At 32.9% G+C, this 21,307-nt stretch carries 19 protein-coding genes and 1 tRNA gene; 8 read left to right on the plus strand and 12 right to left on the minus strand.

The window, feature by feature from the left end:
* Position 1: 1 nt before the first annotated feature.
* Genes accC through FEF17_RS13125 form a run of 3 tightly spaced genes read left to right on the plus strand, consistent with a single transcriptional unit; the run spans position 2 to position 4,311 of the window.
* Positions 2-1,441: an acetyl-CoA carboxylase biotin carboxylase subunit gene (accC, locus tag FEF17_RS13115; RefSeq protein ID WP_139002869.1), complete on the plus strand. Its 1,440-nt coding sequence runs from the start codon at positions 2-4 to the stop codon at positions 1,439-1,441.
* Between the two features lie 45 nt (positions 1,442-1,486).
* Entirely contained in the window at positions 1,487-3,028 is a 1,542-nt protein-coding gene (locus FEF17_RS13120) for an acyl-CoA carboxylase subunit beta (protein ID WP_139002870.1), read from the plus strand.
* Between the two features lie 20 nt (positions 3,029-3,048).
* The gene (locus tag FEF17_RS13125; protein WP_139002871.1) at positions 3,049-4,311 is read left to right on the plus strand and encodes an NRAMP family divalent metal transporter; all 1,263 of its coding nucleotides are present in this window, start codon (positions 3,049-3,051) and stop codon (positions 4,309-4,311) included.
* Between the two features lie 6 nt (positions 4,312-4,317).
* On the opposite strand, the gene FEF17_RS13130 is transcribed toward FEF17_RS13125, so the two are convergent.
* The 4 genes from FEF17_RS13130 to FEF17_RS13145 form a co-directional block, all read right to left on the minus strand.
* A complete protein-coding gene (locus tag FEF17_RS13130) occupies positions 4,318-5,406 on the minus strand; it encodes an amidohydrolase family protein (RefSeq protein WP_139002872.1) in 1,089 nt (362 codons plus the stop codon).
* Positions 5,407-5,570: 164 nt separating this feature from the next.
* Positions 5,571-6,149, minus strand: a complete 579-nt coding sequence (locus FEF17_RS13135; protein ID WP_139002873.1) for a YceI family protein — start codon at positions 6,147-6,149, stop codon at positions 5,571-5,573.
* A 102-nt stretch (positions 6,150-6,251) separates the two neighbouring features.
* Positions 6,252-6,848, minus strand: a complete 597-nt coding sequence (locus FEF17_RS13140) for a Crp/Fnr family transcriptional regulator (protein ID WP_139002874.1) — start codon at positions 6,846-6,848, stop codon at positions 6,252-6,254.
* Complete coding sequence (locus FEF17_RS13145; protein WP_139002875.1) at positions 6,848-7,294, minus strand: DinB family protein; 447 nt, start codon at positions 7,292-7,294, stop codon at positions 6,848-6,850. Before FEF17_RS13145 ends, FEF17_RS13140 begins: the two co-directional genes overlap by 1 nt.
* Positions 7,295-7,390: 96 nt before the next feature.
* Between FEF17_RS13145 and FEF17_RS13150 the strand changes: the two genes are divergently transcribed.
* Positions 7,391-8,599, plus strand: a complete 1,209-nt coding sequence (locus FEF17_RS13150) for a multidrug effflux MFS transporter (protein WP_139002876.1) — start codon at positions 7,391-7,393, stop codon at positions 8,597-8,599.
* Here the strand turns inward: FEF17_RS13150 and FEF17_RS13155 are convergent.
* Complete coding sequence (locus tag FEF17_RS13155) at positions 8,586-9,536, minus strand: FKBP-type peptidyl-prolyl cis-trans isomerase (RefSeq protein ID WP_139002877.1); 951 nt, start codon at positions 9,534-9,536, stop codon at positions 8,586-8,588. The two genes, FEF17_RS13150 and FEF17_RS13155, sit on opposite strands and share 14 nt — an antisense overlap.
* Positions 9,537-9,616: 80 nt before the next feature.
* On the opposite strand from FEF17_RS13155, the gene FEF17_RS13160 reads away from it, so the two are divergent.
* Both FEF17_RS13160 and FEF17_RS13165 read left to right on the plus strand, forming a co-directional pair.
* Positions 9,617-9,988 carry an RNA-binding S4 domain-containing protein gene (locus FEF17_RS13160; protein ID WP_139002878.1) on the plus strand — a complete coding sequence of 124 codons (372 nt, stop codon included), beginning with the start codon at positions 9,617-9,619 and terminating at the stop codon, positions 9,986-9,988.
* 30 nt (positions 9,989-10,018) lie between these two features.
* The gene (locus FEF17_RS13165; protein ID WP_139002879.1) at positions 10,019-10,522 is read left to right on the plus strand and encodes a phosphoribosyltransferase family protein; all 504 of its coding nucleotides are present in this window, start codon (positions 10,019-10,021) and stop codon (positions 10,520-10,522) included.
* On the opposite strand, the gene FEF17_RS13170 is transcribed toward FEF17_RS13165, so the two are convergent.
* Positions 10,514-11,035, minus strand: coding sequence for a shikimate kinase (locus FEF17_RS13170; protein WP_139002880.1), 522 nt, complete (start codon positions 11,033-11,035; stop codon positions 10,514-10,516). The genes FEF17_RS13165 and FEF17_RS13170 overlap by 9 nt on opposite strands.
* Positions 11,036-11,176: 141 nt before the next feature.
* On the opposite strand from FEF17_RS13170, the gene FEF17_RS13175 reads away from it, so the two are divergent.
* A tRNA-Lys gene (locus FEF17_RS13175) sits at positions 11,177-11,249 on the plus strand.
* A gap of 235 nt (positions 11,250-11,484) precedes the next feature.
* Positions 11,485-12,207, plus strand: a complete 723-nt coding sequence (locus FEF17_RS13180) for a phage integrase SAM-like domain and Arm DNA-binding domain-containing protein (protein ID WP_139002881.1) — start codon at positions 11,485-11,487, stop codon at positions 12,205-12,207.
* Here the strand turns inward: FEF17_RS13180 and FEF17_RS13185 are convergent.
* The 6 genes from FEF17_RS13185 to FEF17_RS13210 form a co-directional block, all read right to left on the minus strand.
* A complete protein-coding gene (locus FEF17_RS13185; RefSeq protein WP_139002882.1) occupies positions 12,173-13,453 on the minus strand; it encodes a ligand-binding sensor domain-containing protein in 1,281 nt (426 codons plus the stop codon). The genes FEF17_RS13180 and FEF17_RS13185 overlap by 35 nt on opposite strands.
* A 166-nt stretch (positions 13,454-13,619) precedes the next feature.
* Positions 13,620-15,341, minus strand: coding sequence for a phospho-sugar mutase (locus FEF17_RS13190; RefSeq protein ID WP_139002883.1), 1,722 nt, complete (start codon positions 15,339-15,341; stop codon positions 13,620-13,622).
* A gap of 35 nt (positions 15,342-15,376) precedes the next feature.
* Entirely contained in the window at positions 15,377-16,435 is a 1,059-nt protein-coding gene (locus tag FEF17_RS13195) for a formylglycine-generating enzyme family protein (RefSeq protein WP_139002884.1), read from the minus strand.
* A complete protein-coding gene (locus FEF17_RS13200) occupies positions 16,432-17,295 on the minus strand; it encodes an alpha/beta hydrolase (RefSeq protein ID WP_139002885.1) in 864 nt (287 codons plus the stop codon). Before FEF17_RS13200 ends, FEF17_RS13195 begins: the two co-directional genes overlap by 4 nt.
* A 240-nt stretch (positions 17,296-17,535) precedes the next feature.
* The gene (locus FEF17_RS13205) at positions 17,536-19,590 is read right to left on the minus strand and encodes a T9SS type B sorting domain-containing protein (protein ID WP_170181012.1); all 2,055 of its coding nucleotides are present in this window, start codon (positions 19,588-19,590) and stop codon (positions 17,536-17,538) included.
* Positions 19,591-19,783: 193 nt separating this feature from the next.
* Positions 19,784-21,304 (minus strand): T9SS type A sorting domain-containing protein, encoded by a 1,521-nt coding sequence (locus tag FEF17_RS13210; RefSeq protein ID WP_139002887.1) that lies wholly within the window; start codon positions 21,302-21,304, stop codon positions 19,784-19,786.
* Between the last annotated feature and the right edge of the window lie 3 nt (positions 21,305-21,307).

Genomic DNA, 21,307 nt, shown 5'->3' on the forward strand with positions numbered 1-21,307 from the left:
TATGAACAAAATATTGATAGCTAATCGAGGGGAAATTGCTCTGAGGGTTATGAAAACCGCTCAAAAAATGGGTATAAAAACGGTAGCTGTGTACTCAACAGCAGACAGAAATGCACCCCATGTTAAATTTGCAGATGAAGCAGTTTGTATTGGAGAACCTCCTTCCTCTGAATCTTATCTCAGAGGTGATAAAATTATTGAAGTAGCTAAAAACTTAAGTGTTGATGCCATTCATCCAGGATATGGTTTTCTGAGTGAGAATGCTGAATTTGCCGAATTGTGTGAAAATAATGATATTATTTTTATTGGTCCGCAATCAAAAGCTATTAAAATCATGGGTAGCAAATTAGCTGCTAAAGAAGCCGTTAAAGCATATAATATACCAATGGTGCCAGGAATTGACGAAGCCATTACAGATATTAATAAAGCAAAAGCTATTGCAATAAATATTGGCTTTCCAATTCTTATTAAAGCATCGGCTGGTGGTGGTGGAAAAGGAATGCGTGTAGTTGAAAAAGAAAGTGATTTAGAATCTCAAATGAATCGTGCTATTAGTGAAGCTGCTTCTGCTTTTGGAGATGGATCTGTATTTATCGAAAAATACGTTGGTTCTCCGCGCCATATAGAAATACAAGTTATGGCAGATAGCCATGGGAATGTATTGCACTTCTTCGAACGCGAATGCAGCATTCAGCGTCGTCATCAAAAAGTTGTTGAAGAAGCTCCTTCATGTATTTTAACACCCGAATTACGAGCCAAAATGGGAGAGGCTGCTATAAAAGTTGCTAAGTCTTGTGATTATCTTGGAGCCGGAACTGTTGAATTTTTAATGGATGCCGATCTTAATTTTTACTTCTTAGAAATGAATACAAGATTACAGGTGGAACATCCTGTTACTGAATTAATCTCTGGAGTAGATTTAGTTGAACTTCAAATTAAAGTAGCTCGTGGAGAAGCGCTTCAAATTAAACAAAACGATTTAAAAATTAAAGGACATGCTCTGGAATTACGAGTTTACGCCGAGGACCCCTTAAACGATTTCCTGCCTAGTGTTGGGCATTTAGATACTTACAAATTGCCAAAAGGAAATGGCGTTAGAGTTGATAATGGTTTTGAAGAAGGAATGGACATTCCAATTTATTATGATCCTATGCTGTCTAAACTAATCACCTATGGCCGGACAAGGGCAGAAGCTATTCAGTTAATGATTAATGCTATTGAAAATTATCATGTTGAAGGTGTTGAAACAACACTTCCATTTGGTAAATATGTTTGCGAGCACGATGCCTTTAGGTCTGGAAATTTTGATACACACTTTATAAAGAAATATTATTCACCAAAATCATTAATGAAAGAAACCGAAGATGAGGCTAGAATCGCAGCAATTATAGCCATCAAACAATATATTGAAGATCAAAAACTTTTACGGTTACCAATTTAGAAATAGCACTAAATCAATTTGACGTACATTTTTACAAAGTAAACTATGGATTCTAAAATAAATAAACTTAACGAGCTCAATACACTGGCCAACTTAGGAGGAGGGCAAGATCGCATTGATAGGCAACATGCCATTAAAAAATTAACCGCACGTGAACGTATTGAATATCTTATGGATGTTGGTTCTTTCGAGGAAATTGGGAAACTTGTTACACATCGTACAACCGATTTTGGTATGCAGAATCAAGTTTTTTTAGGTGATGGCGTAATAACTGGCTATGGTACTATTAACGATAGATTGGTCTATGTTTATGCCCAAGATTTTACTGTTTTTGGAGGTTCCTTATCTGAAACCCATGCCGAAAAAATTTGCAAAATAATGGATATGGCCGTCAAGGTAGGTGCTCCAATTGTAGGTCTAAATGATTCAGGAGGTGCTCGAATCCAAGAAGGTGTTCGTTCATTAGGCGGTTATGCAGATATCTTTTACAGAAATGTAAAGGCCTCTGGTGTTATCCCACAAATATCTGCTATTATGGGTCCTTGCGCTGGTGGTGCTGTTTATTCTCCAGCTATTACCGATTTTACTATTATGGTTGAAGATACTAGTTACATGTTTGTTACCGGACCAAATGTTGTTAAAACAGTTACAAACGAATCGGTTACCAGTGAAGAATTAGGAGGCGCAGAAACTCACGCTTCTAAATCTGGGGTTGCTCATAAAACTTCGGCAAATGATGTAGCATGTTTAGAAGATATTAAAAAGCTTTTGGATTATTTACCACAAAATAATAAAGAAAATACAAGATCTTTTGATTTTAATTTAAAAGATGAAATTAGAGAGCAGCTATCCAACATAATACCAGAAAACCCTAATAAACCGTATGACATGCATGATGTTATATCTGGAATAATTGATGTTGATTCTTTCTATGAAATCCATAAAGATTATGCAGAAAGTATTATTGTTGGGTTTGCTCGATTAGGTGGTAAAAGCATTGGTGTTATCGCTAATCAACCCATGGCTTTTGCGGGTGTTCTTGGAGTAGATAGCTCACGAAAAGCAGCGCGATTTACCCGGTTTTGCGATTGCTTCAATATTCCTTTATTGGTTCTTGTAGATGTTCCAGGCTTCCTACCTGGCACCGACCAAGAATGGAATGGAATTATAATACATGGCGCTAAATTATTATATGCATTAAGCGAAGCTACAGTACCAAGAATTACAGTTATCACTAGAAAGGCTTACGGAGGTGCTTATGATGTTATGAACTCGAAGCATATAGGAGCTGATTTCAATTATGCCTGGCCGGGGGCAGAAATTGCGGTTATGGGTGCTAAAGGCGCTAGCGAAATAATCTTTAAAAGAGAAATAGCAAATGCTGATAATTCTTCAGAAAAATTAGCTGAAAAAGAAAAAGAATACGCCGAAAAATTTGCAAATCCATACGAAGCTGCTAAGCGTGGTTTTATAGATGAAGTTATACTTCCCGAAAATACGAGAAGAAAACTGATAAAGGCGTTCGCTACACTTCAAAATAAACAAGTAGATACACCTAATCGCAAGCATGGAAATATTCCATTGTAAATATCATTGTAAATAGTTATATGAATTGGAGTAAACTAAAAAAAACCTTAGGACCAGGAATATTATTTGCGAGTACAGCTATTGGAGTTTCTCATTTGGTACAAAGTACTCGTGCTGGGGCTAATTATGGCTTTGCACTTTTAGGAATTATTATAATTACTAACATTCTAAAATTTCCATTCTTTGAATACGCCGTTCGATACGCTAATGCTACTGGAGAAACACTTATTGATGGATATAAAAAATTAGGCAAACCTGTTATTTGGATTTATTTTCTTGTAACCATAGCTTCTATGTTTTTTGTTACTGCGGCAGTTAGTATAGTAACTGCTGGATTTATGGATAATTTATTTGGGCTATCTTCAATTTATCCTTCGTTTAAGCTTTTTCCAGTGGTTATAGTTTTTATTGTTAGTACCGGAGCATTGCTTACTGGAAAGTTTAGTGTGTTAGATAGTTTGATAAAACTTATTGGAATTATTCTCTTTATTTCTACGTTAATTGTTTTCATTTTAACGCTTATCAATGGTCCAAGTGAACATGAATCTAGTTTTTCACCTTTAGATATTTTTGATGATGTTGGCATTCTATTTATAATTGCCTTAATGGGATGGATGCCTACAGCTTTGGATATGTCATGCTGGACTAGTCTCTGGGTTGTTGAAAAAATAAAATCCACTAATTACCATCCTACATTGAAAGAAAATTTATTTGATTTCAATCTTGGATATTGGATTGCTGCTTTTCTATCCATTTGTTTTGTTACTATGGGTGCCTTTTTGGTTTTTGGAACAGGAACAGTTCTTCCTAAAAGTAGTGCAGGATTTGCAAGTAGTGTAATAGAATTGTACACCTCCACAATAGGAAATTGGAGTTATTTAATAATCGCCATTGCGGCTTTTTCAATAATGCTAGGAACGAGCATTGGCGTTTTTGATGGTTACTCAAGAGTATTACAGCACTCTTCAAAAATCTTATTTTTTCCAGAAGAAAAAACAAACTCTAAAAGAATTTACATAATATCACTAATCATATTAGCTTTAGGGTCTTTTTCTATTACGGCTTTCTTTATGGGTGAATTTAAGAACCTCATAGATTTAGCTACAACTATTTCATTTCTAATAGCTCCTCTAGTGGCTATTGCAAATTTTAAGTTAGTTGGTAAGAAATACATAGGCGAAGTAGCTACACCAAAAGTACATATGAAACTTATTAGCTACTTAGGAATTTCTTTTTTAACTGGTTTTGCTTTGTTCTATATTTACATTAAATTTCTTAAATAAAAGCCACTATTCTTTAAATAAAGACTTATCAATTCCTGGCACAATCCTAAGTGCATTTTTATAATATACTTTTTTTAAAACCTCATCTGGTAAGTCTAGTCCATACATTGCCCAAAATGCATGATATTTTTTATGGTATGGAAAATATTCATCATCACTTTCAAGTACTCTAAAATAGGTTGGAAATTCCTCAGGCTTCCAACTGTCTTTACCAAAAAGAATACGATTCTGATATTTTATAAAGAATGCTTTGGCAAATCTAGGTTGCCTTCCTAATTCAGCTATTATAGCACCTATGCCTACATTCATATTTGGGATTTCATCTAGAAGCTTCCCTAGTTTTCCTAAGTTATTAGCATACCACCCCATGTGTGCGTTAATAAAAGTCGTGTTTGAGTGCTTTTTAAACATATTATGCTGCTCTGCTATTATTTGTTCCCATGGCGCTGGATTGTTTGGTCCGCGTTTTCTCCTTGGTCGTGTCTTAAGTTCTAACCAACGTTCGTTATCTCCATCAAATGGTTCCCAAAACGATTTTGGATCAGCAGCATGAATTAAAACTGGAACACCTAACTCTCCGCAAGTCTCCCAAATTGGTTCTAATCGTTTATCATCTATTGCCAATCGCCTACCATGTACATCTTTATTATACATACCAAGACTTTTATAAACTTTTAACCCTTTGGCACCATTTTTAACATCGGCTCTTAATTGTGCAACTGTTTTTTCAATCCAACCCTCTGCTCCTGCTCCATTGAAATCTACATTAGCAAAAACAACAAATCTATTAGGGTAATTGGTTTTAACATTTTTTACAGCCTGTTTTAAGTTATCTCCTGAACGTCCACTTAAATTTACCATCACTTTCATATTAAGTGTATCCATGGCAGCGACAACTGGCGCTAAATCTTGAGTTGCCATTCTATATTGATGACCGTGAACATCAATGAATGGAAATTTTGCTTTTTTTATGACCTCCCCAGGAACCACTAAAGTAGATTTTGGATTGTAATCTTCAAAACTCATTTCTTGAGATTGACTTTTTAAAACAAAATAAATTATAACTAACAAAGACAAAATAAATTTAGACGGCATGTTCTGTGATTTAAATATTAGCCATAAAAATAATCAACTATAGATATCAATTATTGGGTTTAAGAAGGGTTTAACATTATACCTAATAGATTTTCAACAATTCGCTAAATAAAAAAAGTGCTCAAAATTGAACACTTTTTAACTTACATAAAAATAACATCTTATTAGAATTCTAAATCTGACACTAAATCGAATTCATCATAAATAGCTTTATCTTTTAGGCCATCAAAAAAGCTTGTAGACCCATATTTAACATCATATTTGGATCTATCAATTTTTAGAGATGCTGTTGCTTTGCTTCCATAAATTGAGATACTAAAATCAATTGGATGTGTAATTCCTTTTATGCTGAGATCACCAGTAACATTATAACTGTTTTTGCCTGAAGACTCAACATTTGTAAATACTAAAGATGCAGTTGGATGATTAGCTACACCAAAGAAATCATCTGATTTTAAATGCCCCTCTAATTTCCCTTTATAATCGCCTTCTAAATCTGTAACGGTAATTGACGCCATGTCTATAACAAAATTTCCCCCTGTTAATTTATCTTCATCAAATAATAAATCACCTGATTTGATTGAAATAGTTCCCTCATGAGAACCTGTTACTTTGTAACCTTTCCAAACAACAGTACTTTTATCTGTTTTAATTTCTTTCTTCACCTCACGGATAGCAGTGAAAGAGAACGTAACCATTGCAACCAGCATTAAAATTGTAACATTTTTCATTTTACTCTTCATAATAATTGTTTTATTTATTAAAATTTATATTACAAATATCTTGAATAACAATTTAAGTGAAAATAAACTAGGTTATAAAAAAATGTTAAACTAGTTTAATATTTATGAGTTCAATGTTATTTGACTCTTAATTTTACTTAAAAATTCTTTGGTGATTCCAAGGTAAGAAGCAATCATATATTGTGGTATGCGTTGTTCAATTTCAGGATATTGATTTTTGAAAAATAAGTACCTTTCCCGAGCTGTTAAACTAAAGCTTCTAACAATTCGTTTTTGCGATGCTACTAATGCCCGCTCCACAATTTGCCTAAAAAAACGTTCAAGCTTGGGTATTTCCTCGTAAAGCTTCTCAATAATATCACGATGAAACATAATGAGTTCAGTATTTTCAACACATTGTACATTAAAGTCGGCTTCTGTTTGAGAAATAAAACTTCCCATGTCTGATGTCCACCAATCTTCAATTGCAAACATAATTATATGCTCCTGCCCTAAGTGATCCATATGAAACATTTTTGTGCACCCAGAAATGACGAAGCATTCATATTTACAAACATCACCTTGTTGAATAATGTATTGTCCCTTTAAATATTTTCTATAAGATATGTGTGACAGTAAACTTAATTCCTCTTCTGGAGTCAGAATAACGTACTTACCGATATAGTTTAACAGATTTTGAGCCTTTTTTTTATCTACCATTATAAATTGAGTAATCTTCTGTGATAATTTATTTGCCCCACATGATACGCTAAGTGAGATGCTAAATGAGACAAAAAATAAGCTGTGGTCATAGGTTCTTTAAAAACTAACAATGGATATGCTTTTATTAAGTCGCTTGATGTGAGCTTCTTTAATGTTTCTTCCACTACACCAATCGTTTCATCTATCTTAGTAAGAATTATGCTTCTAGGAATATTTTTCTGCGAAAATTCTAAATCTCTTTTTCTAATATATCCAGTATTTCCAAGAATAGCACCAATAAAATGGTTTAAATTACCAACTATATGCAATACTAAATTACCTGCTGAATTATTTATTCCTTTTGGAAGCAACCACAGACTTTCTTCACTTGTATATGTGTTAAGTTCATCTTTCAACTTATTTAAATCTCTTTCAAGTATTTTAATTAAAACTTCCGAATTCATGATTTAATGTGTGTCTATCAAATTTAACAATATTATTATTTCTTAATTAGATAAAGTATAACATTTTAATACTTTAATAAAATGTACTTTTGAAAAATGCAAAATCAGAATTCTTTCAAGCTAGAATTTATTGCCCTTATGGCATCATTAATGTCTATTGTTGCACTGTCCATTGATGCACTTCTTCCGGCGCTTCCTAATATTGGAGAATATGTATCGGTGGTGAACACTAGCGATAATCAATTGCTTATAACGATGATTTTTTTAGGCCTAGGATTTGGACAGCTTGTTTTTGGACCTCTTTCCGATAGTTTTGGTCGCAAACCAATTGTTTATATTGGATTTATAGTTTTTATAATTGCTAGCATAATTTGTGTTACTACAAAAAGTTTTGAAATTATGATTATTGGGCGTGTTTTACAGGGCATTGGATTATCTTCTCCTAGAAGCTTAACGTTGTCTATGATTAGAGACTCTTACAGTGGTGACTATATGGCTAAAATAGTATCCATTGTAGTCATGTTCTTTATTCTGGTTCCAGTTGTTGCACCAACTCTGGGTCAGTTTTTAATAAATTATTTCAGCTGGAAATCTATTTTTTATGTGAATTTGATTTTTGGTGTCCTAATAATGTTTTGGTTTTGGCTAAGACAACCTGAAACACTAGCCCCTAAAAACCGCATTAAATTTTCATCACATCTTTTTATAGATGGTACAAAAGAATTTTTTAAATATAAAGAAGCTGTTGCTTTTACTTTTGTTTCAGGTTTTATTACAGGATCATTTATGGTCTATTTAAGTACCTCTCAGCAAATTTTTCAGGAACAATATCAATTGGGGGAACTGTTTCCTTACATCTTTGCTAGTTTAGCTATTTCTGTTGGTTTAGCTACGTTCTTAAACAGCAAGTTTGTTGTTAAGTTTGGTATGTGGCGTATTGCATATAATGCATCTATAGCCTACACAATCATTTCCTTTCTATATGTATTTCTTTACTGGTCTGGAAACAACCCAAGTATTTATATTTTACTTAGCTTTTTTGGTTTGCAATTTTTTGCGGTTGGTTTTTTATTTGGAAATTTAAGAGCATTGGCTATGCAACCTCTAGGTCATATTGCTGGTATAGGCGCTGCTATAAACGGTTTTATTTCTACAGTTATGGCTGTTCCAATTGCCAACTACATAGGAGGCTTTATTAAAACCTCAGTATTACCCTTGTTTATAGGGTTTTCCATTTTTGGAATTTTATCGGTATTGGTTTTTTTAGTTTTAAAAACTAAAAGAAATGAAGTTATGATTCGTTAGATTCTGTCTCTTCAGGATCTAAATATTTTGGTATTCCGTTCTTTCCAATATCGTTGGTTGGATCGCCATCTCCATTTGAATCCTCATTAATGGTCAATACTCCATCTCCATCATCATCTGGATCAAAATAATTGGGAGCTCCATCGTTATCTGTATCATCCCCATCCAAAGTCTCTGCATCCGTATTTAGAGTGAATTCACCATCGCCATTTAAATCCTCCAAATAGGATGGGATGCCGTCGTTATCATGATCATTTTCAAAAGCTTGATACAACTCAAATTTAAATATTATTGGAGTATACACACCTATAATACCCTGTGCACTAGCAAAATAAGCCAACCCTGATGGCAAGAACATAATACCTAAACCATTATTAACAAAATCAACTGAGCCATCACCTAGTTCCATAAATGATTCAGAAGTATTAAACTGAGGAATCACCTTTCGCCATCCAGGGATTAACGACACTAAATCGAAATCAACAGGGGTAATTGCACTGTCAAAAACGCTTCCATCTAATAAAAAGCCTTCATAACTAAGGCGAACATTATCAGCAAAATTAGGAGATTCTGTGCCTCCTCCTTGATTCAAATTTAAAAGGTAATATTGATAGTCTGTCTCAGCAAAAACTAAAGAAATAGGATCACCAACGGCATCATTTAACATGGTGTGATTTGCTGGAGCATCAGTTTCTCCTTCAGCAAGTTCTGTAATAACAATATCTCCTAAATGTGGATTAAAATTACCAACAAAATCACCAGAATTATAATAATGAGTTGCTAAATACAGATTTAGAGAATCCATATCTTCTTGTTGTACTTCATCTCTATCTCTTAGTTCTATGACAGTAAAATTGTTATTGCCATCATCATTATTACAAGACCAAAAAATGAGTAGTACACATATTATAAACAAACAAACCTTTCCTATTCTCATTATTGTTATTTTTGGGGCGCAAGATACAATTTTAATATAGTTTTGCACAACAACATTAACGTAGTTTTTACAATAATTGTATGCGAATAGACAAGTATTTATGGTGTATAAGATATTTTAAAACAAGAACCCTTGCTACTACTGCATGTAAAAAAGGGCACGTTAGAGTTAATGGTGAAATTGTTAAGCCCAGTAGAGAGGTTTATCCTCAAGATAAAATTGAATTACGCAAAAATCAAATTCAATACAAATTGACTGTAAATGATATTCCAGAAAGTCGAGTTGGAGCTAAATTGGTGGATATTTACAGAATTGATACTACACCAAAAGAAGCTTTTGAAGCGCAAGAACTTCTAAAATACGCTAAGGATTATTATCGAAAAAAAGGTGTAGGTAGACCAACTAAAAAAGATAGAAGGGACATTGATGACTTTACAGATAAAAATGAGTAATTTTATACTTGAATTTAATAATAAGTTTACATGACAGTTAAAAATAGTGTGATTTTAAATCATAGCGAAATAACCAATAAAATAAGACGCATTGCTTTTCAAATATATGAGAACAACGTGAACGAAGATGAAATTATTTTAGCTGGCATTGATAGTAATGGTTATATACTAGCAAAGAAATTAAAAATAGCTTTGACAAAGATTTCTGATATCTCTCCTGTTCTTTGTAAAGTTAGTATTGACAAAAAGAATCCATTGGCAGAAATAAAAACATCAATTCCTTCCTCAGAATATGAAAACAAATCACTTGTTTTGGTTGATGATGTTTTAAATTCAGGGACAACGTTAATATATGGTGTTAAACATTTTTTGAATGTTCCTTTAAAACAGTTCAAAACAGCTGTACTTGTAAACAGAAATCATAAAAAATATCCCGTAAAAGCAGATTTTAAAGGCATCTCATTGTCAACATCCCTAAAAGAGCATATTAATGTATTTTTAGAAGGTAAAACTTTTGAAGCGGTTTTAGAATAATTCTAATACAATATCTTCTACAATCTCATCCTTTAATTTATGATCAATGGCAATTTTAATTTCAGCTTGGTTATAAAACGGTAGGCGTTCAAACAAATGCTTTCCAATAAATTCCGTCATATCTTTTTCGTTATCAATATGAGCGATTAGCGGTCGTGTCGCTTTTTTCTTCATGAGTTTTTTAACCAACGTCGAAATTGAAGCCTTTAAATAAATACTTTTTACGTTTTTTGCTTTTAAAATTCGATCCATATTACCACTATAACAGGGTGTACCACCTCCGACAGATAAAAGAAAATTTGAATCAAGATTTAGTAATTCATTAAGATATCTAGCTTCTTGCTTTCTAAAATAAATTTCTCCTTTTACTTTAAAAACTTCAGAAACAGATAATTGCTCCTTTTCTTCTATAAAATCATCTAAATCTACAAAATCATAATTCAATTTTCTAGCCAATTTTTTCCCTACACTGGTCTTACCAGAAGCCATATATCCAATTAAAACTAATATCATTTTGCGCTATAAATTGATTATTAAAAACATACGATAAAGTGCTGCAAAAAAACGAAAATTTCTTCAAAAAAAGTATTGTTTTATTAATTAAACATTTTATATTTGCACCCGCTAACGGGAATTTGTTAGTATTGAAATTATGACCTGGTAGCTCAGTTGGTAGAGCATCTCCCTTTTAAGGAGAGGGTCCTGGGTTCGAGCCCCAGCCCGGTCACTAGAATCTCTTCAAGATTATTCAAAAAGCCTGAAAACTCAATGTTTTTGGGCTTTTTCATTTTATTTACTTTCAATTGATATCAATTATTCGCATTAAATAGGTGCGTTATTCGGTGAGTAGTTTTGATTTTTTACAACTACTCACCGATTAAGGGTTAATTAGTTGATTTTTAATAATTTATAATTTGAATTTAACTGTAAAAATTGTAAATTATTAACATAAAAATCAAAATATGGACAATCGATTTTCAATTCTGTTCTATCCAAAAGGAAATAATAACCTAAACAAGAATGGAAAAGCTTCAATTTATCTCAGGATTACAGTTAATGGTAAAAGGTGTGAAATAAGTATAAACCGTAAAGTTGATCCCATGAAATGGAATTCTGTATCGGGAAAACTCAACGGAAATACCGAAGAAGCCTTTCAGCTTAATAAGTATATTAATTCAATTAAAGTCAAACTATACAATATTCAAGAAAAATTCATACTTGAGGATAAGCCCTATACGGCAATAATGATAAAAAACAAATTTCTTAATAAGGATGATGAAAGGAAAACTCTAATTCAAATTTTTAAGGAACACAATGACCAAATTGAAAAGCTAGTTGGTAAAAGTTATTCCTTTGGTTGCTACAAACGTTATGTAAGAACCTCAAATCATCTGAAAAACTATATCAAAAGCGAATATAAAACTGAAGATATTTTTGTGCGGGAGGTAGATTTAAAATTTATAAATGGCTTTGAATACTTTTTAAAAACAAAAGATATAGGTAATCAGAACACAATTACAAAATACTTAACCAATTTCAAGAAGATTATAAGAATTGCCTATGCCAATAACTGGATTGACAAAGATCCCTTTTTTCATTGGAAGGCTAAATGGAAGGCCGTGGAACGAGATTTTTTAAGTGAACTAGATATCAATAAACTTCATCATATTTTGGATGCTTTCTAAATATCCATGCCCCTCCTTCAACGTGTAAGGTTTCTAATTTTTTATTTTTAATTATGGATATTCCTTGATGTGACCCAACCAAAATTTGATTATCAAGCTCCTTAATAGTCCAAATTTGACCAACTTCTTCCTCAATGAGTTTGGGAATTGATCTTTGATTATAAAAATCTTTAACAAAAAGACCTTGATTGGTTCCTAAATACAATAAAGAATCTTTTAAAAAACTTGAATATACCGTTCCAAATTCACCTTCATTATCTATAAGGTAGCTTGTATAGCTATTTATTTGAGCATAACTTAACCCATTATTCATACTTAGCCATAAGTTATTATTTGCATCCACAAAAACCTTTCTAATAGAGTTATTAGAAATACCATTTCTTTTATCTATATGTAAAATAATTTTGCCTTCTGTGGAAACTATGTAAAGCCCCCCTCTTACTGTGCCAATAACAAGTTTATTCCCTTCAAATTCTTGTACATTATTTACTAAATGTTTTTCTAAAATATCATTTGCTTCCCAGTCATTCTTTCTTAACCTACCATTATCAATAGTCCAAGATCCTTTGTTTTTTGTTATAATTAAAAACTTATTAGGAGATTGAACAAATACATCAACAATATGTAATTGTTTAAAATTGGTCTCATCAATTAGCAATAATTGTTTATTCTTTATTTCAAATAAAGCTCCAGAGTCTTGAATCAAAGCCCGATTTTTAGATTCAAACAGCACCTTAAAGCCTCTAATAGCCCCCATGGATTCAATATCATTCGTCTCAGGGTTATAAATATGTATTTGCTGAAATGTTTGAAATAAAATCTTGTTATCAATTTCTTCTATTCTTGAAAAAACAGGGAGTAAAAAATCATCCTTTTCTGGTTGTTTAAAAAATAAACTTGTATACTCTAAAATACCTTTGCTATTTTCGGACCAATAGCCAAAACCGCCGTGTCCAGACGTATAGATGTGCCCATCATCTTTATACAAAATAGCTCGTAAATCAGACTCTAATCCAGAAGCATAATTTTTCCAACGTATTCCATCATATACCAACAACCCTTTTCGTGTAGCAAAATACATTTCTCCCTTACCTCCTTGCGAAATATCAAATATTTCTAAATCACTTATTGTTTCTGCCTCCGTGAAATTTTTAATAAATGGTATCCCTGAAGTATTTTGCAATTGAGCCAATAATGAATTATGAACAAATAGTAAGCCTAAACAAACTAATTCTACATATCTCATTTTGACTTTTAATCTATTTAAAACCATATAACAAAGTAAGGCCTCCTTGAAGTTTAAAGGATAATAAATTTAATCAAATATAATTATATCTATAAAACCATATATTATAAAACAGCATAACTTTTATATGGTGTTGCAAACTTGAGTATTTGCCTAAAAAACTTCATTAAATAAGTTTCATGTCTTTTAAAATGGTTTCTACTTTGGAATCTAAAGCTCCTTCAAGAGTTTTGAATTCTGAAACAGATTTTAAAGTATCATTTACACTTACATAGAATTTTATTTTAGGTTCAGTTCCACTTGGTCTTAATGCTACTTTACTACCATCTTCTGTGTAATAAATAAGCACATTAGATTTTGGAATATCCAGTGCACTTTCTTCTCCTGTAAGCATATTTTTTGAAGTTGATAATTGATAGTCTTCTATTTTAACAACTTTAGAACCGTTTACTATACTAAGTGGGTTTTCTCTGGCATCCACCATCATTTGTTTTATTTCTTCAGCACCTTCAATGCCTTTTTTGGTTAGTGATACTAACTTTTCTTTATAACAACCATGCTCTACATAGAGTTTAATAAGTTCTTGGTAAACAGAACTACCTTGGGATTTGGCTTGAGCAGCAATTTCTACAGCTAAAAGTGTTGAGGTAACGGAGTCTTTATCTCTTACAAAGTCGCCTACCATAAAACCAAAACTTTCTTCACCACCACCAATAAAGTCTAATTCCGGGTAGTCTTTAATAAGTTTAGCTATCCATTTAAAACCTGTTAAAACTATTTTACTATCCACACTATAAGCATTAGCCATTTTAGAAAGCATAGGTGTTGAAACTATGGTTGAGGCAATAAATTCTTTCCCTTGAATTTTTCCTTGTGCTTTCCATTGCTTTAAAAGAAAATCGGTCATCATAACCATGGTTTGATTTCCGTTTAAAAGCACTAATTCATTATTAAGGTCTCTAACGGCTACACCAAGTCTGTCACAATCCGGATCGGTACCAATAACAATATCAGCATCAACTTTATCAGCTAATTCTAAGGCCATTTTCAAGGCAGCTGGTTCTTCCGGGTTTGGAGATTCTACCGTAGGGAAATCACCATCTGGAGTTTCTTGTTCCTTTACTATGTGTACATTTTTATATCCGGCACGTTTTAACGTCTCAGGAACCGCAGTGATAGAAGTACCATGAAGCGACGTGAAAACAATATTAATAGTATCCTTTGCTTCTTGAGGTGTATTTAAACTACCATTTTTTACTGAAGCCTCAATAAAAACGTTATCAATATCAGCACTGATAAAATTGATTAAACCATCATTAGCTTCAAATTTAATGTCGGCATAGTCTAAATCATTAATAGTATTTATAACGGCTTCGTCATGTGGAGGCACCAATTGTCCACCATCTTGCCAATATACTTTATACCCGTTATATTCTGGTGGATTATGTGAGGCCGTTAACACGATACCGCAATGACAATTTAAATGTCTAACAGCAAATGATAATTCTGGTGTAGGGCGTAAATCTTCAAAAAGAAATACTTCAATACAGTTAGCCGAAAACACATCTGCTACAACTTTAGCTAATGTTTTACTGTTGTGTCTGCAATCATAGGCAATAACTGTTTTAAGTTTTTCGCCTGGGAAAGACGTTTTTAAATAATTACTTAAACCTTGAGTACTTTTACCTAAAGTATATTTATTTATTCTGTTGGTACCAACACCCATAACACCACGCATACCGCCTGTACCAAATTCTAAATCTTTGTAAAAGCTTTCTTGAATGTCTTTTGGATTGTTAGCAATACTATCTTTAATAAATTGCTGAGTGTCTTCATCAAAAGTTGGGGTTAACCATGTGTTTATACGGTCTAAAATTTTTTGATCCATTTGGAATATTTATTTTTTATATATTAATTACTATTTTATTTATGTAAATCAAGTACTGTTCTAAACCCTAAATGTTCCATAGAAGAATCCATACTAGTGGCCATACGAGCAGAAACCCTATAACTTGCACAATAGGAGTCACTGCATAAAAAAGAACCTCCTTTAATAACCTTTTCCATATTGTAGGGATTATTAGGATTATAATGTTCTGTTGCTCCCCCTGGGTTATCAGCTATAGTATTGCTATTAAAAAGCTTTTGGTAATAATTAAGATTGTACCAATCACTGGTCCATTCCCAAACATTTCCAGAAACGTCATATAATCCATACTTGTTTGGGCTATATGAACCTACAGGAGCTAATCTTTCATAGCCATCTAGCTTTAAGTTCTTTACGGGAAATTCACCTTCCCAAGTGTTTGCATTTTTATGAAGCATGTCCTTATTATTTCCCCAAAAGTAAATTGTATTATGTACACCGCCTCTAGCTGCATATTCCCATTCGGCCTCTGTAGGTAACCTTCTACCTGCCCATTGACAGTAAGCTTGGGTATCTTCAAATGAAACATGAACTACAGGGTAGTTATCTTTATTAGTTATAGTACTTCCTTTACCGCTAGGGTTTTTCCAATTTGCTCCTATTGTCCAATGCCACCACTGTGAAAAATCATAAAGGTTAGGAACAGTTGATTTTGTTTTTTTAAAGGTTAAAGAACCAGGTTGTAATATGGAGTCATGTGGTTTTGGTGTTCCCTCTGGAACTTGCAATTTCATATCTTCCCAATCTATGGCTCTTTCTGCTGTTGTAATATAACCGGTCTCTTCTACGAATTTTGCAAACTGTTTATTGGTAACCTCCATTACATCCATAAAAAACCCATCTACTTTAACTGTGTGCCTTGGTTTTTCATGATGCATTGTCATATTATCATTACTTGTTGCTCCCTGTTCAAATACTCCTCCAGGTATCCAAACCATACCATCTGGAGCTTTAGCATGTGAATTATCTTCATTTATTTTAGTCCTAGTATCTTTACAGCTTACTATGAAAAGAGTTAAAATACATATTAGGTTATACCTAGTAATCCATTTCATAATAGTTGAGTTTCAGTAAAGGTCTTTAATTTACTCCAAGTATCTAGTAATTCTGTTCCTCCCCAACCATGACCCGCATCAGGATAAAGTGTGTAATCATTATTTACATTTAGTGAATTTAATTTATCTCTTAAATTAGTTCCCTGACTAACTGGTATTAAAGGGTCTTGACCTCCATAAAAATGAATTGTTGGAGGTGAAGTTGTTTTAGCTTGATGAACAGGACTTACTTCCTCTAAAAAAGAGATTGTAGTATTTACACCATAAGAATCTAACAACTCTTGCAGTATAGGATTTGTATTATTCAAATACGCAGGATCCGTAAAATTTGTTGGTCCCACTATAGAAGCAACCATTTTTACATTATTATCAATATCGAAACTATAGCTCCATAGTAGTGACAAATGACCACCAGCACTAATCCCGAGAAACCCATATTCATTAGAAATCACATAGTCATCTTTCTTTGATTTTAAATCATCTACAATTGTTGTTATATCATTTATTTGCATTGGATAGGGTGGATTGTCCTCATCGGATAATCTATAATTAATATTTACAAGCGCTACCTCTGGAAAATCAACTTTATAAAGATTAATTAATGGCAACATGCTACTTTTGTCACCAGAATTCCAGCCACCTCCATGAACTAGTATTATCACTTTGGTGTCCTCATTTCTCCCTTCTGGAAGATAAATATCGTATGTTTGATTACTACTTTCACCATAAGATAAATTTAATAATTCCTTATAATCAAGCAACTCATTTTCGCTGATGCTATTTGTTAAATCACCTTCTTCAGTACAAGATGCAATAATTAATAATAATGTTAGTAATAAACTATGTTTTAAAATATTCATTTGCATTATTAAATAAATTTAAGGACTCACTTGGTTATATTCAAAGTACTATAATTAAGTATTGAAATGTTAAGAAAACCTTGAGTTTATAAGGTCTAAAATTTTTCTTTAAATTTTAACATACATAAATTTTTATATGCTTAATCTTTGTTGCAACTAAATGTTAATAAAAGAAAATTTAGCACCAATAATACTGATATTGTCCCTAGTATACTCATCATAATAGTTTTGCTATTTTTATTATCTCTTCAATGTGAAATGCCCCTTGTAAATCTTATTTTTACTTGGTCTATTAACCACAAACCAATATCCATCAGTGGGCATAATGGCTCCGTTAAATGTACCATCCCAACCTGTGGAGTTTTGGTCAAAAGCTTTTAATAGTTTACCGTACCTATCAAATATTTGGATTGAAATACTGGGCTCGGTTTCAGCAAAACGAATATTCCATAAGTCATGCACACCATCACCATTGGGGGTAAAAAATTTTGGGTAGTCCAATAGATATACTTCTTCCTCTAAAACGCCACAACCATTTGAATCCCTTATATAAATGATGTAGTCTCCCGAAGATAAATTGTCGAACCTATTGCTACTCTGATAGTTTTCATTATCCAATGAATACTCATATTGTCCTATCCCTTCCGCTTGAATAATTATTGAATTGTTGTTTCGGGTCCAATCTACAGTGTCTATTTGAATTGATTTAGGCATTCCCGATTCAATTACCCTAATATCTAATGATGATTCACAAAAAACAGAACTACCTGAATAGCTGTCAAAAACGGTAATTTTGTAACTCCCGGGTGTATCGATTGTAATTTCTGATTTTGTTTCACCAGTAGACCATAAATAAGCATCGTGAGTTGTGTTAAGGGATAATTTTATAGGCTGTGCATCACAAATAAAGTACTCTGTTTGCATTTCAATTTTTGGGTTATCAAAAATCTCTACTTGGGTGGTTAAATTATATGTATTGGCCATAGAAATTATGGTTGCATTAACGGTATAAACCCCGGAAAACTCATAGACATGTTCCGGGCTTTGTACATTAGAGGTAACGCCATCTCCAAAATCCCAATTAATTTCATCAATGGGTTCATCAGTATCTATTTTAAAGCTATTAACATTTCCGAGGCAAACATTATTGGCTTCTATTTTAGCAACAAAAAAGGATTGTATAAATGGTGGCAAGCCAAAAATAGTAATCCTTCTATTTAGGCTTAGACCTTGATTGTTATAATTGCATGCAAAACCTATCGTGTTTGGATATTCGATAACATCTAAATACGATGATACTGTGTTAGATATATACAGTTTTCTATCTATTGCAAGCTGTATTGCCGATAATATATCACTACCAGAATATATAATGGTACTAGAATCCAATATACTTTGCTTATCTGAATTGGATAAATCAAATTGATATAGCTTAGAGGATGAATTATTCAGATTTACATCTGAAACATAAAGTACTTTGCTATTTGGTGAAAACTCTATGCCGTAAGCACCTGTTTTCTGTTCTTTACCAAACACATTATCAATAGTAATTGGCTTAGTCAATATTCCTGTATTAGCGTCAAAATCAAATATTTCTACTACGCTATCAATATTCCATTTGGCCAAAGCCACTTTTTTACCATTGGGTGATGCCTTCATATAACCAATACTATTTCCTGCATCCCCATTATGTATACTGCCAACACTCGATATAACAGGACTAGTGGAGACACCAGATTCTGTTATCCTGTAAGACAGAAAATTAGCATTGTTCCATGCATGGGCAATTACCCAAAAGTCCAGACCATTTGCATGCTGTACTGCCGTAATTTTCTCTGTACTAGGTGTTGTCAATAAAACATTCTTGACATTAGTAATGGCTCCTTTTCCATTATCTAGATTCATATCTACTTCTGAATACCTAAGACCATCATTACCTGCAGTAGCAGCTACGGTAAATATGTAATATATTGAATTTGACTTAGGCTTGGGTACAATAATAGCCGATTGTGAACTCGAAGGATCTCCCAATAAACTTTGACCGTTAAGCATCACGTTATGATTTCTATTCCAAACCGTAATACCATCTGTATAAAATAAAAGTTCTCCTTTATTGTTTGAGATTGTGGCACATCCCTCATTAGTGTCAAGTCTACCATTTAACAATGCTTGAGGACCAGGTTCTGTAAAACTCACACCAGCTTTTTTACCAAAATACCAGTTAGCAGCTTCTTTTTGGCCATAGGCAATAGTAGCATACAACAATATGCAAATACAGATATTGAACCGAAACATTGACATTAAAAGTTTGAGAGTGTATTATATACCTTTTAATTAAAGAGAACCAATGATTAATCTTATAAGTTTTGCAATTGTTTGTAAGCAACTAATTTGCACAAAAAAGAGAGCCCATTAACCTATACTTAGTACAACTAAATATTAAATTTATAAGGTTAATGGGGCTATATCTCTAACAACTAAACTAAAACTACTTTACTATAAGACGCTTTGTTATTTTAAAATTATTCTCATCTAATATTGAAATTAAATGAACGCCTCTTGCTAAGTCTGACACATCAATTTCATCTTGATTATATACTACTTTTTCTAAAGCTCCAAGAACAGAATATACCCTAAGCTCTTTAATGCTATTTACACCATCAATCTTAACAAACTCTTGAGCAGGGTTTGGAAATAATTTAACAGAAACTCTATTAAATTCATCGATGCTTAATGATAAAGTACCTCCATTTTCATAGGCACCAGCATCATTTGTGCTTTCTCTTAAATACCCTCTTTGATCTATGGCTGGTATAGCAACTCCTGTAGCAGCAGTACAATAATCATCTGCTGTACTAGACTCTGCTATTGTAATAACCTGAGTTTTACCACCTTCATCAGATAAAGTGCCTGATAAACCTGCTTGGTTAGCTGTTCTGCCTTTTTGGTTATTTTTTGCTGCTTCATCGATGATGGCTAATGAACCTGCTGCTCCTTCTAGACCACCAAGAATACAGTTTACCATATTGGTTAAATTAGCATTGGCAAAATTTATAGCTTTTGTAGCTACATCGTCACCAAATGAAACTATAATAGAATTAAAAGCACTAAAATTAGTTGTAACTCCAGCTGGTCCTGTAAAACGGAATCCACTTTTAGTAAGATTAACGTGCGAGTTGTTATATACTGTAGCATGTACTAAATTCAAGTTAATATTCCCAAGTCCTGCTGTCGCTCCTACATATTGTGCTACTTTACACCAAACAGCTCCTCCACCGGCTCCACTACCTGCACTCGTGGCATTGTTATTGGATATGGTGCTATTTTCAATATTAACATCGATAGTATAATCATCTCCAAAATCTTTATTTCCGTTGATATAGATTGCGCCACCATTTCTACCTGTATTACTATCTACCAAAGACTGCTTTACATTTACAGTACAATTTATAGCCGCTCCATTATTAGGCGCTGCTATAATACCACCACCATCTAAAGTTGATGTATTATTCTTTACTGTACATTCAATAACATCTGCATTTGTACCTGCAAAACTTAAACCACCACCATTTTTTGCGGTGTAATTATCCTCAATTATTAAATTCTTTAATGTTATTAGACCTGTAACTTTGTCAACATTAATTCCACCACCATTATTGGCATCATTTCCATATCTAATTCCAAGGTTTTCTATAGTAATGGTAAGGGCACCTTCACCTACGCTTATAACTCTACTACCCGTTCCGTCTGAAGATGCAGAAGCTGCAGCTTGAATAATATCTGTTGTTGGGTCTGTTCCTCTAAGAGTAATACTTTTATCAAAAGAAATTGGCTCTGTATGTACTCCTGTAATTAATATAACATCTCCGTCATTTGATGCCGTTATAGCGTCTGTAATTGTTGCATAGGGATTCCCTGTATAAGGATCTCCTTGAATATTTACGGTTTGCGCTGTAAGTACTGCTGTAAATACAGCTAGTAATAAAAAAGTAATTGTTTGTTTCATCATATT

This window comes from Hyunsoonleella aestuarii (assembly GCF_006148925.1).
Classification (GTDB): Bacteria; Bacteroidota; Bacteroidia; order Flavobacteriales; family Flavobacteriaceae; genus Algibacter_D; species Algibacter_D aestuarii.

Coding starts and splice junctions, on each gene's coding strand:
- FEF17_RS13145 (WP_139002875.1), bottom strand. CDS start 7,294: ATGAATTCGGAAGTTTTAATTAAAATACTTGAAAGAGATTTAAATAAG.
- FEF17_RS13125 (WP_139002871.1), top strand. CDS start 3,049: ATGAATTGGAGTAAACTAAAAAAAACCTTAGGACCAGGAATATTATTT.
- accC (WP_139002869.1), top strand. CDS start 2: ATGAACAAAATATTGATAGCTAATCGAGGGGAAATTGCTCTGAGGGTT.
- FEF17_RS13140 (WP_139002874.1), bottom strand. CDS start 6,848: ATGGTAGATAAAAAAAAGGCTCAAAATCTGTTAAACTATATCGGTAAG.
- FEF17_RS13210 (WP_139002887.1), bottom strand. CDS start 21,304: ATGATGAAACAAACAATTACTTTTTTATTACTAGCTGTATTTACAGCA.
- FEF17_RS13160 (WP_139002878.1), top strand. CDS start 9,617: ATGCGAATAGACAAGTATTTATGGTGTATAAGATATTTTAAAACAAGA.
- FEF17_RS13185 (WP_139002882.1), bottom strand. CDS start 13,453: ATGAGATATGTAGAATTAGTTTGTTTAGGCTTACTATTTGTTCATAAT.
- FEF17_RS13155 (WP_139002877.1), bottom strand. CDS start 9,536: ATGAGAATAGGAAAGGTTTGTTTGTTTATAATATGTGTACTACTCATT.
- FEF17_RS13150 (WP_139002876.1), top strand. CDS start 7,391: ATGCAAAATCAGAATTCTTTCAAGCTAGAATTTATTGCCCTTATGGCA.
- FEF17_RS13130 (WP_139002872.1), bottom strand. CDS start 5,406: ATGCCGTCTAAATTTATTTTGTCTTTGTTAGTTATAATTTATTTTGTT.
- FEF17_RS13135 (WP_139002873.1), bottom strand. CDS start 6,149: ATGAAGAGTAAAATGAAAAATGTTACAATTTTAATGCTGGTTGCAATG.
- FEF17_RS13205 (WP_170181012.1), bottom strand. CDS start 19,590: ATGTTTCGGTTCAATATCTGTATTTGCATATTGTTGTATGCTACTATT.
- FEF17_RS13180 (WP_139002881.1), top strand. CDS start 11,485: ATGGACAATCGATTTTCAATTCTGTTCTATCCAAAAGGAAATAATAAC.
- FEF17_RS13120 (WP_139002870.1), top strand. CDS start 1,487: ATGGATTCTAAAATAAATAAACTTAACGAGCTCAATACACTGGCCAAC.
- FEF17_RS13190 (WP_139002883.1), bottom strand. CDS start 15,341: ATGGATCAAAAAATTTTAGACCGTATAAACACATGGTTAACCCCAACT.
- FEF17_RS13195 (WP_139002884.1), bottom strand. CDS start 16,435: ATGAAATGGATTACTAGGTATAACCTAATATGTATTTTAACTCTTTTC.
- FEF17_RS13165 (WP_139002879.1), top strand. CDS start 10,019: ATGACAGTTAAAAATAGTGTGATTTTAAATCATAGCGAAATAACCAAT.
- FEF17_RS13170 (WP_139002880.1), bottom strand. CDS start 11,035: ATGATATTAGTTTTAATTGGATATATGGCTTCTGGTAAGACCAGTGTA.
- FEF17_RS13200 (WP_139002885.1), bottom strand. CDS start 17,295: ATGAATATTTTAAAACATAGTTTATTACTAACATTATTATTAATTATT.